The sequence below is a fragment of the Actinomadura sp. NPDC048394 genome (genome assembly GCF_040651755.1).
Lineage (GTDB): Bacteria > Actinomycetota > Actinomycetes > Streptosporangiales > Streptosporangiaceae > Spirillospora > Spirillospora montaniterrae.
In genome coordinates, this window is the sequence record NZ_JBEZJL010000050.1 from 65,849 (window position 1) to 80,256 (window position 14,408).

14 protein-coding genes are annotated in these 14,408 nt (G+C 73.8%); 1 reads left to right on the plus strand and 13 read right to left on the minus strand.

The genetic code is table 11. The features are described 5' to 3' along the window. Positions 1-59: 59 nt before the first annotated feature. The 13 genes from AB0C78_RS32050 to rsmD all read right to left on the minus strand — a co-directional run bounded on the left by AB0C78_RS32050 (position 60) and on the right by rsmD (position 13,088). The gene (locus AB0C78_RS32050; RefSeq protein ID WP_360755120.1) at positions 60-785 is read right to left on the minus strand and encodes a DivIVA domain-containing protein; all 726 of its coding nucleotides are present in this window, start codon (positions 783-785) and stop codon (positions 60-62) included. A gap of 5 nt (positions 786-790) precedes the next feature. Further along, positions 791-1,990 (minus strand): globin domain-containing protein, encoded by a 1,200-nt coding sequence (locus tag AB0C78_RS32055; RefSeq protein ID WP_360755123.1) that lies wholly within the window; start codon positions 1,988-1,990, stop codon positions 791-793. A 7-nt stretch (positions 1,991-1,997) separates the two neighbouring features. Then, positions 1,998-2,405, minus strand: a complete 408-nt coding sequence (locus AB0C78_RS32060; protein WP_360755125.1) for a globin domain-containing protein — start codon at positions 2,403-2,405, stop codon at positions 1,998-2,000. Positions 2,406-2,706: 301 nt separating this feature from the next. Beyond that, a complete protein-coding gene (gene smc / locus AB0C78_RS32065) occupies positions 2,707-6,375 on the minus strand; it encodes a chromosome segregation protein SMC (protein WP_360755127.1) in 3,669 nt (1,222 codons plus the stop codon). A 317-nt stretch (positions 6,376-6,692) separates the two neighbouring features. Next, positions 6,693-6,890 (minus strand): hypothetical protein, encoded by a 198-nt coding sequence (locus tag AB0C78_RS32070; protein ID WP_021598747.1) that lies wholly within the window; start codon positions 6,888-6,890, stop codon positions 6,693-6,695. Between the two features lie 178 nt (positions 6,891-7,068). Beyond that, on the minus strand, positions 7,069-7,377 hold the full coding sequence (locus AB0C78_RS32075; RefSeq protein ID WP_360755131.1) for an acylphosphatase: 309 nt from the start codon (positions 7,375-7,377) through the stop codon (positions 7,069-7,071). Positions 7,378-7,407: 30 nt separating this feature from the next. Then, positions 7,408-8,301 (minus strand): bifunctional DNA-formamidopyrimidine glycosylase/DNA-(apurinic or apyrimidinic site) lyase, encoded by an 894-nt coding sequence (gene mutM, locus AB0C78_RS32080; RefSeq protein ID WP_360755133.1) that lies wholly within the window; start codon positions 8,299-8,301, stop codon positions 7,408-7,410. Further along, the gene (gene rnc, locus AB0C78_RS32085) at positions 8,294-9,100 is read right to left on the minus strand and encodes a ribonuclease III (protein WP_151545394.1); all 807 of its coding nucleotides are present in this window, start codon (positions 9,098-9,100) and stop codon (positions 8,294-8,296) included. The genes mutM and rnc overlap by 8 nt, the downstream gene beginning before the upstream one ends. A 314-nt stretch (positions 9,101-9,414) precedes the next feature. Continuing rightward, positions 9,415-9,594, minus strand: coding sequence for a 50S ribosomal protein L32 (gene rpmF, locus AB0C78_RS32090; RefSeq protein ID WP_151545395.1), 180 nt, complete (start codon positions 9,592-9,594; stop codon positions 9,415-9,417). A 1-nt stretch (position 9,595) separates the two neighbouring features. Next, positions 9,596-10,240 carry a YceD family protein gene (locus AB0C78_RS32095; RefSeq protein ID WP_360755137.1) on the minus strand — a complete coding sequence of 215 codons (645 nt, stop codon included), beginning with the start codon at positions 10,238-10,240 and terminating at the stop codon, positions 9,596-9,598. 129 nt (positions 10,241-10,369) lie between these two features. Further along, positions 10,370-10,852, minus strand: coding sequence for a pantetheine-phosphate adenylyltransferase (gene coaD, locus AB0C78_RS32100; RefSeq protein WP_360755140.1), 483 nt, complete (start codon positions 10,850-10,852; stop codon positions 10,370-10,372). Between the two features lie 129 nt (positions 10,853-10,981). Continuing rightward, positions 10,982-12,436 (minus strand): penicillin-binding transpeptidase domain-containing protein, encoded by a 1,455-nt coding sequence (locus AB0C78_RS32105; protein WP_360755144.1) that lies wholly within the window; start codon positions 12,434-12,436, stop codon positions 10,982-10,984. A gap of 85 nt (positions 12,437-12,521) precedes the next feature. After that, positions 12,522-13,088 (minus strand): 16S rRNA (guanine(966)-N(2))-methyltransferase RsmD, encoded by a 567-nt coding sequence (rsmD, locus tag AB0C78_RS32110; protein WP_360755146.1) that lies wholly within the window; start codon positions 13,086-13,088, stop codon positions 12,522-12,524. Positions 13,089-13,318: 230 nt separating this feature from the next. On the opposite strand from rsmD, the gene AB0C78_RS32115 reads away from it, so the two are divergent. Further along, positions 13,319-14,284, plus strand: coding sequence for a hypothetical protein (locus tag AB0C78_RS32115; RefSeq protein ID WP_360755149.1), 966 nt, complete (start codon positions 13,319-13,321; stop codon positions 14,282-14,284). The last annotated feature ends 124 nt before the right edge of the window (positions 14,285-14,408 follow it).

The window sequence follows — 14,408 nt, forward strand, 5'->3', positions numbered from 1 at the left end:
GCCGCTCGCCCGCGCGTCCCCGCGCACGCGAAGAGCACGCCCGCCGCGGGCGTGCCCGATCAGCCCCGGAGCGGCGGCCCCGGGGTGTCCCCCGGTACCGATGCCCGTTCCGAGCTCTCCCACTCGTCGACGTTGCGCAGCAGGGCCTCCAGGTAGGAGCGCAGGTGGGTGCGGTACACCTCGCTGTAGGTGCGCAGGTACGCGATCTCGCGCTCCAGCTCGTGGCGCCGCTCGTCGCCGGACGCCCCGCCGGCGCCGGGCGCACCGCCGTGTCCGGACGGCACGCCCGGCCCGGACGGCGCCGTCGCGGCGGGCGGCGGCACCGTGCGGACCGCGGCGTCGGCGACCTCCGCGGCCTTGCGGTGCGCGTCCTCCAGCATCTGCTCGGCGCGGCCCTTCGCGTCGGACAGGATCGCCTCGCGGTGCAGCCGGGCCTCGTGCGCCAGCTCCCGGGTGTAGCGCTCGGCGTCCGCGACGTACAGGTCGGCGGTCTGCTGGGCCTGCGACAGGATCCGGACGGCCTGGAAGTGCGCGTCCTCGGGGGCCATGACGCCGCCCGCGCCGCGGCCCGCCTGGGCGCGCAGCCGGTTCACCTCCTCGCCCAGCGCGGCCTTCTGGTTGAGGATCTGGACGAGTTCCCGCTCGACGTACTGCAGGAATTCGCGGACCTGGTCCTCGTCGTAGCCGCGGCGGCCGAGGGCGGCGCGCGCGAACACCACCGACTGCAGCTCGCCCGGGGTCAGCCGGGAGCCGTCGGGCACGACGGGGAGGTTCGGGGAGTTCACTGCGGTCACCTCTGTGCGTCGGCGAAGGATTCGAGGCGGATGCGGTCGCGCGCGACGCCGGACGCGGCGAGCCGCTCGACGGCGGCCTCCGCCATCGCGGCCGGCCCGCACACGTAGGCGTCGTGGCCGGGCCAGGGGCCGCGGCGGGCGACGACGTCGGGCAGGTCGCCGTGCTCGATTCCCTCGTTGGCGGGGCCCTCGCGGCCGGTTCCGTGCCCGCCGCCGGAGCCCAGCAGCGCGGAGAAGCCGTGCCCGCCGGACTCGTCGGGGACGGGCTCGTCCGACACGGCGGGGACGACGGTCAGCCACGGCAGCTCGGCGGCGAGCTTGCTCAGGTGCTCCAGGTCGTACAGGCCGTCGCGGTCGCGGGCGCCGAAGAACAGGTGCACGCGCGGCGGGACGGGCCGTCCGGCGATCTGCTCCAGGATCGCCTTGAGCGGCGCGAGCCCGGTGCTGCCCGCGACGAGCAGCACGTCCCGGTCGGACGCCTCGTCCAGCGTGAGCGTGCCGACGGGCGCGCCCATCCGGACGCGGTCGCCGGGCTTGGTGCCGCGGACCAGGACGGGGCTGACCGGCCCGCCGTCCACCAGCCGGACGTGGAAGTCGACGGTGTGGTCGGGGCGGGGCGCGTTCGCCATCGAGTAGTACCGCCAGTGCCGCAGCCGCGACGGCACCTCCAGCGCGACGGACTGCCCGGGCGTGTACGGCAGCGGGCGGTCCGGCTGGACGCGCAGGACGGCGATGTCGAAGCGGCGCCGCTCCGCCGCGATGACCTGGCCGTTCCACCAGGCGGGGCTGGTGAGCGCGTTCTCGTCGGCGGCCTCCAGCATGACCTTGGCGACCAGGCTGTAGGCGGCGTTCCAGTCGCTCTCGACCTCCTCGGTCCAGGCGGCGCCGGAGAAGTGCCGGAGCGTGGCGAGCAGGCTCGCGCCGACGTTCGGGTAGTGCTCGGCGACGATCCCGAACCGGCGGTGGTCGCGGCCGAGCTGCTGCAGGAACGGCACGAGCGACGGCAGGTCGTCGACCTTGGAGACGATCTGGCCGAGCGCGCGCAGCAGCTTGTCGCGCTGCCCGGTCATCCCGATCGGGAACATGTCGCGCAGGTGCGGGTTGCGCACGAACAGGTCGGAGTAGAAGAACATCGCGACGGCGTCGCCCTGCTGGGCGACGGCGGCGAAGTTCTCCTTCAGGCGCTGGGCGTCCACGTCGCGGTCAGGCGACGGGCTCGGCGGCGGCCTCCGTCATGACCTGGGCGACCAGGCCGTAGGCGGCGGCCCAGTCGCGCTCCAGGTCCTCGTTCCAGTCGGGGCCGCTGAAGTAGGCGAGGGTCGCCAGCAGGCTGGCGCCGACGGGGGCGTAGTGGTCGGCGGCGACCCCGAAACCGTGGTGCCGGCGGCCGAGATCCTGCAGGAACGGGACGAGCGTATCGGTGTCGTCGACCGAGGACACGATCTGCGACAGCGCGCCGAGGAGCACCTCGTGCTGCTTGCTCATCGCGGCCGGGAACATGCTTCTGAGCTGCGGTTCCCGGGCGAACAGATCGGCATAGAAATATTCCGCGACGACAATGCCGTTCGCTCCCACCTGCGCGAAATTGTCCTTGAGTTTCTGCGGGTCCACGGTGTCCTCTCCAGCGGTTCTCCGAGCCCGGGCGGGGTGTCCGGGAGGGGAGCCGGAGAACCACGGGGCACATGACTAGTGGAACCACCGGGCGGGCACAAGCCCGTCAGCGTCGCCGGTGGATCACGGTCGGTGCACGCCACCCGCCCCGTTCAGCCGTTACCGGGGAAAATGCGGCGCCGGCAATGCGCTATTCGGACGCGAAATATTTCGGATGAACATCGGGAACGTCCACGGAACGAGACGGTGGTCCATCTCACAGCCCATTTGGAATGGTCCAATATTGTGGGCAAATGAAAGATCAGGCGGGTTCCTGCTCGCGGAGCCGCTGGCTGACGACCTGGGTGACGCCGTCGCCGCGCATGCTGACGCCGTAGAGCGCGTCGGCGCCCTCCATCGTGCGCTTCTGGTGCGTGATGACGATGAGCTGGGACGACTCGCGCAGCTCCTCGAACACCGTGATCAGCCGCTGGGTGTTGGTGTCGTCCAGCGCGGCCTCGACCTCGTCCAGCACGTAGAACGGGGACGGGCGGGCCTTGAACACCGCGACGAGGAACGCGATCGCGACCAGCGACCGCTCGCCGCCCGACAGCAGCGACAGCCGCTTCACCTTCTTGCCGGGCGGCCGCGCGGCGACCTCGACGCCGGTGGCGAGCATGTCCTCCGGCTCGGTGAGCGACAGGCTGCCCTCGCCGCCGGGGAACAGCCGCGCGAAGATCCGCTCGAACTCGCGGGCGGTGTCGTCGTAGGCGGCGGCGAACACCTGCTGCACCCGGTCGTCGACCTCCTTGACCAAGGCGAGCAGCTCCCGCTGCGTCTTCTTCAGGTCGTCGAGCTGGGAGGTGAGGAACGCGTGCCGCTCCTCCAGCGCCGCGAACTCCTCCAGCGCGAGCGGGTTCACCTTGCCGAGCTGGTTGAGCTGGCGTTCGGCGGCCTTGGCGCGCTTCTCCTGGACGGCCCGGACGTACGGGGCGGGCACCGCGTCCTCCCCCTGGTCGGGGTCGGGCGGGACGGGCTGGTCGGGCCCGTACTCGTTGACGAGGGAGTCGACCTCCAGGCCGAACTCCTCCAGCGCGCGCTGCTCGAGCTGCTCGAGGCGGAGGCGCTGCTCCGCGCGCGCGACCTCGTTGCCGTGCACGACGTTGACGAGGCGTTCCAGCGTGCCCGACAGTTCGCGGACCTGGGTGCGGACGACCTTCAGCTCGGCCTCGCGGGCGGCCTTGGCCTGTTCGGCGGCCTCGCGCTGCCGGACGGCGGCGGCCAGCGACAGCTCGATCCGGTCCAGGGTGGTGCGCGCGCCCTTGAGGACGGCCTTGGCGGTCCGGGCCTGGAGCTCGCGGCGGGCGCGGCGCTCGGCGGCGCGGGCGCGCTCCTCCCGCTCGCGGCGGGCGCCGCGCTCCAGCGCGTCGGCGCGGCCGGTGATGGCCTGGACGCGCTCCTCGGCGGTCCGGACGGCGAGCCGCGCCTCCATCTCCGACGAGCGCAGCACCCGGCAGCGCTCGGCGAGCTCGTCACGGGCGTCGGTGTCGTGCCCGGCCTCGTCGGCGACCTCGGCGGCCTCCTCCGACTCGGCGAGCCGCATCGCCAGCTCCTCGGCGGCCTCGGTGTCGCGCTCCAGCGACTCGTTCGCCGCGTCGAGCGCCTTGGTGAGCCGTTCGGCCTCGCCGCGCGCGGCTCGGACGTCGGCCTCCAGCCGGGCGGCGCGCTTGGCCTCCTGCGCGGCCTGCGCGTCGAACTCGCGGAGCCGCGCGCGGACCCGGTCGAGGTCGGCCTGCGCCTGGTTCACCCCGTTCTGGGCCTGGTTGGCGGCGGCCTGCGCGGCGTCCAGCGCGGCCTGCGCGGACTGCTCGGCCTCCGCGGACGCCGTGAGCTCCCCGGCGGCGGTCTCGGCGGCGGTCTCGGCGGCGGCGAGGTCCTCGGTGGCCTGGTCGAGGGTGGCGCGCATCTGCAGCAGGCTCTGCCCGCCGCCGGCGGCGCCGCCCTGCGCCCAGTGCGCGCCGACGAGGTCACCGTCGCGGGTGACGGCGCGCAGCGCGGGCTCGCGGCGGACGAGCGCCGCGGCGGCGGGGACGTCGTCGACCACGGCGACGCCGTGCAGCAGATGCTCCAGCGCGGGGCGCACCGCGTCGGGCACGGTCACCGCATCGGCCGCGTAGTCGATGCCGGGCAGGCGCTCGGACCGGCCGGGGTCTCCCCCGCCGACGAGCAGGCCCGCGCGGCCCGCGTCGCGGGACCGCAGCAGCGTCAGCGCCGCCTCCGCGGTGTCGAGCGACCCGACCGCGATGGCCTGAGCGGCGTCGCCCAGCGCGGCGGCGACCGCCGTCTCGTAGCCGGGCCTGACGGTCAGCAGCGAGGCGACCGTGCCGAGCACGCCCTCGACGGAGCCCTCGGCGCCGGCCGCGAGCAGCGCCTCGCCGCCGTCGGCGGCGCTGGCGAGGGTCAGGTTCAGCGCCTCGATCCGTGCCTGCAGCGCGGTGACCTTCTTCTGCGCGGCCTGGTCTGCGGTCCGCGCGGCGGCGACGGCGGAGCGCGCGTCCTTGAGTGCGCGGCGCGGCTCGTCGACGGCGGCGCGGGCGGCCTCGGCGGCGTCCTTGGCGGTGGCGAGCGCCTCCTGCGCCGTCTCGTGCTCGGCGGCGAGCGCCGGGTCCTCGACGACCTCGGCCTCGAACGCCTCGAACTCTGCCTGCGCGGTCTCGGCGCGCTGCGCGGCCTCGTCGCGGGCGTCCGCGAGCCGGCCGATCTCGGAGCGGCCCGCCTGCGCCTTGCTGCGCAGCGCCTCGACGCGGCCGCGCAGCCGCGCCAGCTCCTCGCGGCGGTCGGCGGCGGCGCGGGCGGCGGCCTGCAGCCGGCGCTCCTCGGCGGCGAGCGCCTCCTCGGCGCCGGTGCGCTGCTCGACCGCGTCGGCCAGCCCGTCCTGCGCCTCGTCGAGCGCGGCGCGGAGCATCTCCTCCTGCTCGCGGATCTCGGCGGCCTCGCGCTCCATGTCCTCGGGGTCGCGGCCGCGGCGCTCCTCGTCGCGCGCCTCGGCGGCGTTGCGGTGCCGCTCGGCGGCGAGGTCGCCGACGCCGCGCAGCCGCTCCTTCAGCGCCGACAGCCGGAACCAGGTGTCCTGCACCTGCGCGAGCTTCGGCGCCTGCTCGGCCTCCTCGGCCTCCAGGACCGCCTCGCGCTCCTGCGCCTCGCCGAGCGCGCGCTCGGTCTCGGTGCGGCGCTCCCGGATCGCCGCCTCGTCGGCGGCCTCCTGCTCCAGCTTGGTGCGCAGCGTGACCAGGTCGTCGGCGAGCAGCCGCAGCCGCGCGTCGCGCAGGTCGGCCTGGATCACGGCGGCCCGTCGAGCGATCTCGGCCTGCTTGCCGAGCGGCTTGAGCTGGCGGCGCAGCTCGGTGGTGAGGTCCTGGACGCGGGTCAGGTTCGCCTGCATCGCGTCCAGCTTGCGCAGCGCCTTCTCCTTGCGCTTGCGGTGCTTGAGGACGCCGGCCGCCTCCTCGATCACGGCGCGGCGGCCCTCGGGGCCGGAGTGCAGGACGCGGTCGAGCTGCCCCTGCCCGATGATCACGTGCATCTCGCGGCCGATGCCGGAGTCCGACAGCAGCTCCTGGATGTCCAGCAGCCGGCACGAGTCGCCGTTGATCGCGTACTCGCTGGACCCGGACCGGAACATCAGCCGGCTGATCGTGACCTCGGTGTAGTCGATCGGCAGCGCGCCGTCGGCGTTGTCGATCGTCAGCACGACCTCGGCGCGGCCGAGCGGGGCCCGGTTCGCGGTGCCGGCGAAGATGACGTCCTCCATCTTGCCGCCGCGCAGCGACTTGGCGCCCTGCTCGCCCATCACCCAGGCCAGCGCGTCCACCACGTTGGACTTGCCCGACCCGTTGGGGCCGACGACGGCGGTGATGCCCGGCTCGAACTTCAGCGTCGTGGAGGACGCGAAGGACTTGAAGCCGCGCAGCGTCAGGGTCTTCAGGTACACGCGCCCGCCGTCCTCCTCCTGCGCCGCCGGCTCCCGGGAATCCGAACGAACGATACCGGCCGCGGACGGTGCGGGCACGGCACCCGCACGGATGGGAGGCGGATTCGGGGCACGGCCCGGTACGCCGGACGGATGCCCGTTAATACGGCGAATGCCGCAAAGGCCCCGAACTCGGTCAGACCAAAACGCTACGAAGGTTTGACCGGAGATCGACCGCCCGGCGGCGTGCGGTGACGCCCGTCACCGGGTGGGGTGGGCAAAACAGAAGGGACGCCTGGTGACGGCGTCCCTGTCCAGTTCCAGAAAAAAGGCGCCGATCAGGTCAGCGCCGGTTCACGGTCCTTCACCGCGAGCGACATCACGTCGTCGTCCGTCGCCGTCGCAAGCGCGTCGTTCTCCGCCTGGAGCCGTACGAGCTCGGCTTCCAGGTCCCGTACGCGCTGCTGCAGGCGCCGCATCTCCGCGACCATCCGGGGGTCGGGACCGCCGACGTGGCCGAGTAGAGCCTTCGCCATGACTAAGGGTCCTCCACGCTGAGTAACCAGCAGGGATCGCGCACGAGAAGCATCTGAAGTCGGTGCGCGTATCGTCTAGAGTCGCACCGGCCGGTGTCCTGGTCAAGACGCACATCACAGGCCGGTAACAACCTTCCTCTACTAGTTTAGCAGGTAAAAACCGGAACCCCCTACCCGGTCACCGTTCCAGGAAACCGGCGGCCTCGCCGCGCGGCTCGCTCCACCGCAGCGCCACGCCGGTCACCTTGCCCGGCCGTCCCGGCACCCCGCCCGGCTCGTCGCCCTCCAGCAGCTCCAGCAGCCGCTCGCAGCGCTCCCGCGCGCCCTCCGCCACGACCTCCACGCGCCCGTCGCTCAGGTTCGTCGCGCTGCCCGCGAGACCCAGCTCCAGCGCACGCGACCGCACCCACCAGCGGAAACCCACGCCCTGCACCCGGCCCCGCACCCACGCGGTCAGCCGCACCGTCTCCTGCTCCGCCTCGCCCATCGGCCCCCCTCGATCCCGAACCCGGGCAGCCTAGTAGCGCGCGCGGCGCGGCTTCGGCTGGCACACCGGGCAGCTGTAGGACGAGCGGTTCATGAACTCGTCGCGGCGGATCGGCGTCCCGCAGCGGCCGCACGGCTCGCCCCGCCGGCCGTACGCGTCCAGCGACCGCTCGAAGTAGCCGCTCTCGCCGTTCACGTTGACGTAGAGGCTGTCGAACGAGGTGCCGCCGACGGCCAGGGCGGCGCCCATGACCTCCCTGGCGGCCTCCAGCACGCGCGCGGCCTCGGCGCGGGTCATCGTCTCGGTCGGCCGCGCCCAGTGCAGCCTCGCCCGCCACAGCGCCTCGTCGGCGTAGATGTTGCCGACGCCGCTGATGAGGGACTGGTCGAGCAGCGCCCGCTTGATGCCCGTCTTGCGGCGGCGCAGCGCCCGGTAGAACGCCTCCGCGTCGAACGCGTCCTCCAGCGGGTCCGCGGCGATGTGCACGATCGGCTCGGGGACGAGCGCGCCGGCGTCGAACGCGTCCGGCACGAGGTCGGCCACCATCAGGTGCCCGAACGTCCGCTGGTCGACGAAGCGCAGGTCGTGGCCGCCGTCGTCGAAGACCATCCGGACCCGCAGGTGCTTCTCGCGCTCCCGGTCCGGCTCGCCGACGAGCAGCTGCCCGCTCATCCCGAGGTGGGCGAGCAGCGCCTCCCCCGGCTCGTCCTCCGACTCGGCGCGCAGCGGCAGCCACATGTACTTGCCGCGGCGGCGCGGGGCCAGCACGGTGCGGGCTGCGAGCCGCCCGGCGAAGTCCGCCGGGCCGGCCTCGTGCCGGCGCACCGAGCGCGGGTGCAGCACCTCGGCCGACGCGATCGTCCGGCCCGCCGTCCACCGCTCCAGGCCGCGCCGGACGACCTCGACCTCGGGGAGCTCAGGCACCGGCGAGCCCGGCCGAACGCGATCCCTTCGGCCCCGCCTGCGCTTCCGCCGGCTCCGCGGCGGCGCCCGCCTGCTCGGCCGCCTCCCGCTGGACGACGATCTCGCGGATCGCGTTCCAGGCGGCCTCGGCGGCGTGCTGCTCGGCCTCCTTCTTGCTGCGGCCCTCACCTGACCCGTAGGTCGTCCCGCCCACCCGAACCGACGCCCGGAACGTCTTCTGGTGGTCGGGGCCGCTCTCGGCGACGTGGTACTCGGGGACGCCCAGCTCCTCGACCGCGGTCAGCTCCTGCAGCGAGGTCTTCCAGTCGAGGCCGGCGCCGAGGCCCGCCGAACGGGCGATCAGCGCGTCGAACAGCCGGTGCACCAGCGCGGACGCCTCGTCCAGGCCCTTGTCCAGGTAGACGGCGCCGATCAGCGCCTCCAGGGTGTCGGCGAGGATCGAGGCCTTGTCGCGGCCGCCGGTGCCCTCCTCGCCGCGGCCGAGCCGGATGTGCGCGCCGACGCCGAGCGCGCGCGCGACGCCCGCCAGCGCCCGCATGTTCACCACCGCGGCGCGCAGCTTGGCCAGCTGCCCCTCCGGCAGGTCCGGGTGGCCCCGGAACAGGGTGTCGGTGACGACCAGGCCGAGGACCGAGTCCCCGAGGAACTCCAGCCGCTCGTTGGTGGGCAGGCCGCCGTTCTCGTAGGCGTACGAACGGTGCGTCAGCGCGCGCTCCAGCAGATCGCCGGTGACCTCCACGCCGAGGGCGGCGGACAGCTCGGCGCGGTCGGGAACGGGATCGGACGACTTCTTGCTCACAGGCCCTCCTCGCAGGCCGGGCACCGCGCAGGGCGCGGTCGCCGCAGGGGCGCGGCGGCCGGGGAGGCCGCGACGGCGAGCAAGCACGACGCGTCCGGGTCGCCCCGGAAGGACGGGTCCGCGAAGACGAGGTGCGCGCCGGTTCGGATGATCCCGGCGTGCACCACGGCTCCGGGCGCAGGGTCCGCGCCGCTCACCACGCCGACGTCACGCGCCGGGTGGTCGGGGTTGCCGCGCATCCGTGAGGGGCGGGCGCCCGCGCCGCGCCGCGAGGCGCGCCGCCGGCGGGTCCGCCCCCCGGGATGCGAAAAGGCTCAGGCCGACGGGGCGATGACCTGCCGCCGGTCGTAGGTGCCGCACGTCGCGCACGCGGTGTGGGGCAGCTTCTTGTCGCGGCACGTCGGGCACTCGACGAGGGTCGGCGCGGTGGCCTTCCACTGCGAGCGCCGGTGCCGCGTGTTGCTGCGCGACTTCTTCCGCTTCGGGACGGCCACGTCAGCCCTCCTGCTTTCCTTGTTGGTCGACTGATCCACGGGGACCGGAGTCCCCGCGTCCCCCCTCGGGAGGCTCCGGCGACGGTTCGCCGGCGAGGTCCTGCAGCGCCGCCCAGCGCGGGTCGGCGACGTCGTGGTGGTGGTCCGGGCCGACGTCGGCGAGCCGTGCGCCGCACTCCGCGCACAGCCCGGGACAGTCGTCCCGGCACAGCGGCGAGAGCGGCAGCGCGAGCAGCACCGCGTCCCGGAGCACCGGTTCGAGGTCGATCAGATCGTCCTCGAGGCGGAGCTCGTCGTCCTCGGCGTTCCCGCCGGAGCGGGTGTCAGGATAGACGAAGAGCTCCTGGAAGTCCGCCTCGAAGGTCGAGGCGATCGGGTCCAGGCAGCGGGCGCACTCCCCCTCGAGGGGGACCGTCGCCGTGCCCGTGACGAGCACCCCCTCCAGCACCGCCTCGAGCCGGAGGTCCAGCTCGATCGCGGCGCCCTCGGGGACGCCCACCATCTCGACGCCGAAGTTCTCCGGAGCCGGCACGGACAGGCGCATCTCCCGCGACGACCCGGGTTGCCTGCTGAGAGCTCGGGTGTCGAGCACGAGCGGGGCGTTGGGATCGAGGCGAGTCAGCGGAGTCCTGCTTTCGTGAGGCATGGCGAACTGCGGCCGCCGTGATGGCCGATGTCCCAGGGTACCGAACACCGGCCGATGCCCCAACTCGCGCCCCTCCCACCAGCGCCGCCCGGGCCGGCGCCGCAGCGGGCGACTCCGCTCAGGCGCCGGTCAGGTCTGCTGCTGCAGCCGTTCCACGAGGCGGTCGTGCACGATGTCGGGGACGAGGCCGGAGATGTCGCCGCCGAACTTCACGACCTCCTTCATCAGGCTGGAGGACAGGAAGGCGTACTCGGGGTTGGTGGCCATGAACAGGGTCTCCACGCCCGCGATGCGGTGGTTCATCTGCGCCATCTGCAGCTCGTACTCGTAGTCGCTGACGGCCCGCAGTCCGCGGACGATCACCGGGATGTCCTGCTCCTTGCAGTAGTCGACGGTCAGCCCGTAGAACTTGTCCACCTTGACGTTGCCGTACTCCTTGGTCACGGCCGTGATCATGTCGGCGCGCTCGTCGACCGTGAACAGGCTCTTCTTGTTCTTGTTGATCAGGACGGCCACGACCACCTCGTCGTAGAGACGGGAGGCGCGGCTGATGATGTCGAGGTGCCCGTTGGTAACGGGGTCGAACGATCCCGGACAGACGACACGGCGCACGGCGCGAACCCCTTCGGTCCCGGTTTCTGACCTGCGGCGCGAACGTACCAAATCCGGTTCGGCCCGCTTTCACCCGGGCCGCTCCGTGCCCGCCGCCGGACGGCGCCGGGGCGGCGACCGGGCCCCCGGTCAGCCGCCGAGGGCGTCGAAGATCTTCGCGGCGATCGGGCCGGACTCGATGCCGTAGCCGTCCTTCTCGGTCATCACCGCGACCGCGTACCGCGGGTCGCTGCGGGGGCCGAAGCCGATGAACCAGCGGTCGTTGTAGGGGGCGTTCTCCACGTCGGCGGTGCCGGTCTTGCCGCCGGCCACCGAGGTGCCCTGCAGCGACTTGCCGGTGCCCTTCGCGACGACGGCCTTCATGAGGTCCCGCATCTGGCTCGCCTGGTCGGACGTCAGCGGCCGCGCCATCACCTTCTGGTCGGCCTGCTGGACGACCGAGCCGTCGGCGGCGCGGAGCTTGTCCACCAGGTACGGCTGCATGATCTTCCCGTCGTTCAGCACGGCCGCGGCGACCAGCGCCATCTGCAGCGGGGTGGCGACGGTGCTGCCCTGGCCGATCGAGCCGAGCGCGCTGAGCACCGGCTGCCCGGTCTCCGGGAACGAGCTGGGCGCGGCGGACATCCCGTCCTCGATCTTGATCCGGTCGCCGAAGCCGAACTTGCCGGCCTGCTCGTGGACGGCGGCGTTGCCGGGGTTCTGCGCGCCCATGTAGGCGAACGTGGTGTTGCAGGACTGCGCGTAGGCGTCGATCAGCGGGATCGGGTTCTGGTCGCACTCGCCGCCGATGTCGCCGGCGTCGTTGTTGATCGGCTGCCCGCCGCCCGGCGCCTGGTAGCTGCGCCCGGCGCGGACCTGCGAGTCCTCGCTCTTGCCGGCGTTCAGGGCGGTGGAGGCGACGATCGTCTTGAACGTCGAGCCGGGCGGGTACACCTCGCCGGTCGCCTTGTTGAGCAGCGGCTTGAGCGGCTCGGAGTTCAGCTTGTCGAACGCGGCCTGCGACTTGTCCCCGCTGAGGACCGACACGTCGTTGGCGTCGTAGGACGGGGTGGAGGCCATCACCAGGATCGCGCCCGTCTTCGCGTCGATGGCGACGGCCGCGGCGCGCCGCGCGCCGGTGGCCTGCAAGGCCTCGTAGGCGGCGCGCTGCGCCTTCACGTTGATCGTGGCCTCGACGGTCCCGCCGGGGACGTGCTTGCCGATGAGCTTGTCGATGAGGTTCGTGGTGGCGAGCCGCGCGTCGCTGCCGTCGAGGAAGTGGTTCTCCGCGCCTTCGAGCCCGGTCTCGGCGAACGGCGAGAAGTACCCCGTGATCGGCGAGAAGACCTTGCTGTCGGCGTAGTGCCGCTGGTACGTCTTGCCGTCCGACGTGAGCTCCGACCAGGCCAGCCGCTGGCCGTCGGCGACGATGGGGCCGCGCTCGACCAGGTTGCGGTTCTGCAGGCGGCGCGCGTTGAGGCTGCTGTCCCGCAGGTCCTGCGCCTCGAAGCCCTGCACGTAGGTGACGTTGGCGAGCAGGGCGACCGTCATCGCGAGCGCGACGACCCAGGTGGCCGCCAAGGCCCGGTCGATCCCCGGTCTCATGCCTCCGCCCCTACCCTGCGCGCGCCGCGCGACGCGTCACCGCCGCGTACTCCCAGGTATCTCTCGGCGGGCGTTCAGCGAGCGTTCAGGCGCCGAGCGCCCGGCCGTACCAGAACACGGCCTCGCCGTACCGCCGGTCGCGCTCCCCTTGGTACCCGTCCGGCCAGGCCAGATCAGCGCCGCGGACGGACCGCTCGACCACGACCAGCGCGTCCGGGGCCGTCCAGCCGTTGTCGCGCAGGTCCTCCAGCAGGCCGGTGACGGCGGCGTCCGCGAGCGCGTACGGCGGGTCGGCGAAGATCAGGTCGTACGGCTCGTCCGGCGGGGTGCGGGCGAGGCGCTCCGCCTTCTCCCCCGTCGGGACGGCTCCGGGCAGCCCGAGCGCCGCGGCGTTCTGCCGGATCACCTTCAGCGCGCGCGGGTGCGACTCGACGAGCAGGGCGTGCGCCGCGCCGCGCGACAGCGCCTCCAGCCCGACCGCGCCGGACCCGGCGTACAGGTCGGCGACGCGCAGCCCGTCCAGCGGGCCGAGCAGCGCCTGCACGGTGGAGAACAGGCCCTCCCGCGCCCGGTCGCTCGTCGGCCTGGTGTCCCGTCCGGCCGGGACGGCGAGCCGCCGTCCCCCCGCGCTCCCCGCGATGACCCTGGTCATCGGTCCAGTTTCGCAGGATCGCGGACCTCGACCGGACGTCCTGACCCGCTCGACCGCCGCGGGTCGTTGCGGAAGGTGCACAAAAGACCACTGACGCAGTTGTGAACGTCTCCCCAAATACGGGGATCGCCGTTCACTTCGACTACGTGACGTGTAAACGTGCTCGCAGGTTGTGCAACCAATACCCCTCCCCCTCAGGAGCATCAGTGCACCACGGTAGGAGACTCGCGGTGACGGCCGGAGCGACGGTTCTCGGCATCGCCGCGATGAGCGGCGTGTCGAACGCCGACACGTCCCGGCCCCCCGCCGACCGTTCCCCCTTCCTGCTCGCGTCGGCCGAGCATCCGGTCGGGGCCCACAAGCATCTGCTCAAGGCCCGCAAGCATCCGGCCCATCCCGCCAAGCAGCGCCAGCGTGTGAAGAGCGCCGCGCACAAGGTGAAGGCGAAGCGCACCAAGGCGGCCGCGAAGCCGGTCGCGAAGCCCGCTGCGCCCGCGCTGGACCTGCACCTGAACGCCACGCTCGCCTATGACGAGCGCACGAAGACCGCGAGCGCCGGCCTCGACCTGGGCGCGGGCGTCCGGACACCGGACGGCGAGGCCGGCCTCCGGGTGCGGACCGGCGCGAGCGCCGGACTCGGCGACGCCACCCTCGCGGCGGGCGCCCGGGTGGACGGCGACGTCAGGACCCCGGCTGGCGGCGCGAACCTGAAGGTCGCGACCGGGGGCACCCTGTCGGCGGGCCGTCGGCTCATCAGCGGCAACACCGAACTGGCCGTCGGGCTCGCGCCCGCGGGCGGCACGCCCGTGTCGGCGCACCTGAACCTCGGCGCCTGCGTCGGCGGCGGCTGCGAGCAGGCCCCCACCCCGCCCAGCCCGCCGACCCCGCCGCCGACGTCGCCGCTGCCGCCGTCGCCGCCTACCCCGCCGCCGCCCACGGGCCCCGGCACGCCGCCCGGCCCGTCCCCGGCGCCGCCCGCGCTGCCGTCGGCGCCGCTGCTGCCGGACCTGCCGTCCGCGCACGGCGGCGGCGGGCTCGGTTCGGGCGCCAGCGCGTCGGCGTTCGTCCCGCAGAAGGGGCTGCCGTTCACCGGCACCGACGCGCTGCCGATCGCCGCGCTCGGCCTGGCCGCGATCACGGCCGGCGGGGTGGCGATCGCCGCGACCCGCAGGCGCGCGGCGGCCCGCGAGTCCTGACCCGCGTTCACGGTCCAGGGGCGTCCCGCGCGCGGGACGCCCCCGGACCCGTCCCGCGTGAGTGCCGCGGCGAGGGCGCCCCCCGCCCACCCCCCCCCCCGCCCCGCCGCCGCCCGCGATTGGA

What these genes read in the sequence shown, in the direction of transcription:
- AB0C78_RS32070 (WP_021598747.1), bottom strand. Translation starts at nt 6,890, where the DNA reads ATGGCGAAGGCTCTACTCGGCCACGTCGGCGGTCCCGACCCCCGGATG.
- rsmD (WP_360755146.1), bottom strand. Translation starts at nt 13,088, where the DNA reads ATGACCAGGGTCATCGCGGGGAGCGCGGGGGGACGGCGGCTCGCCGTC.
- AB0C78_RS32105 (WP_360755144.1), bottom strand. Translation starts at nt 12,436, where the DNA reads ATGAGACCGGGGATCGACCGGGCCTTGGCGGCCACCTGGGTCGTCGCG.
- AB0C78_RS32075 (WP_360755131.1), bottom strand. Translation starts at nt 7,377, where the DNA reads ATGGGCGAGGCGGAGCAGGAGACGGTGCGGCTGACCGCGTGGGTGCGG.
- AB0C78_RS32095 (WP_360755137.1), bottom strand. Translation starts at nt 10,240, where the DNA reads ATGCCTCACGAAAGCAGGACTCCGCTGACTCGCCTCGATCCCAACGCC.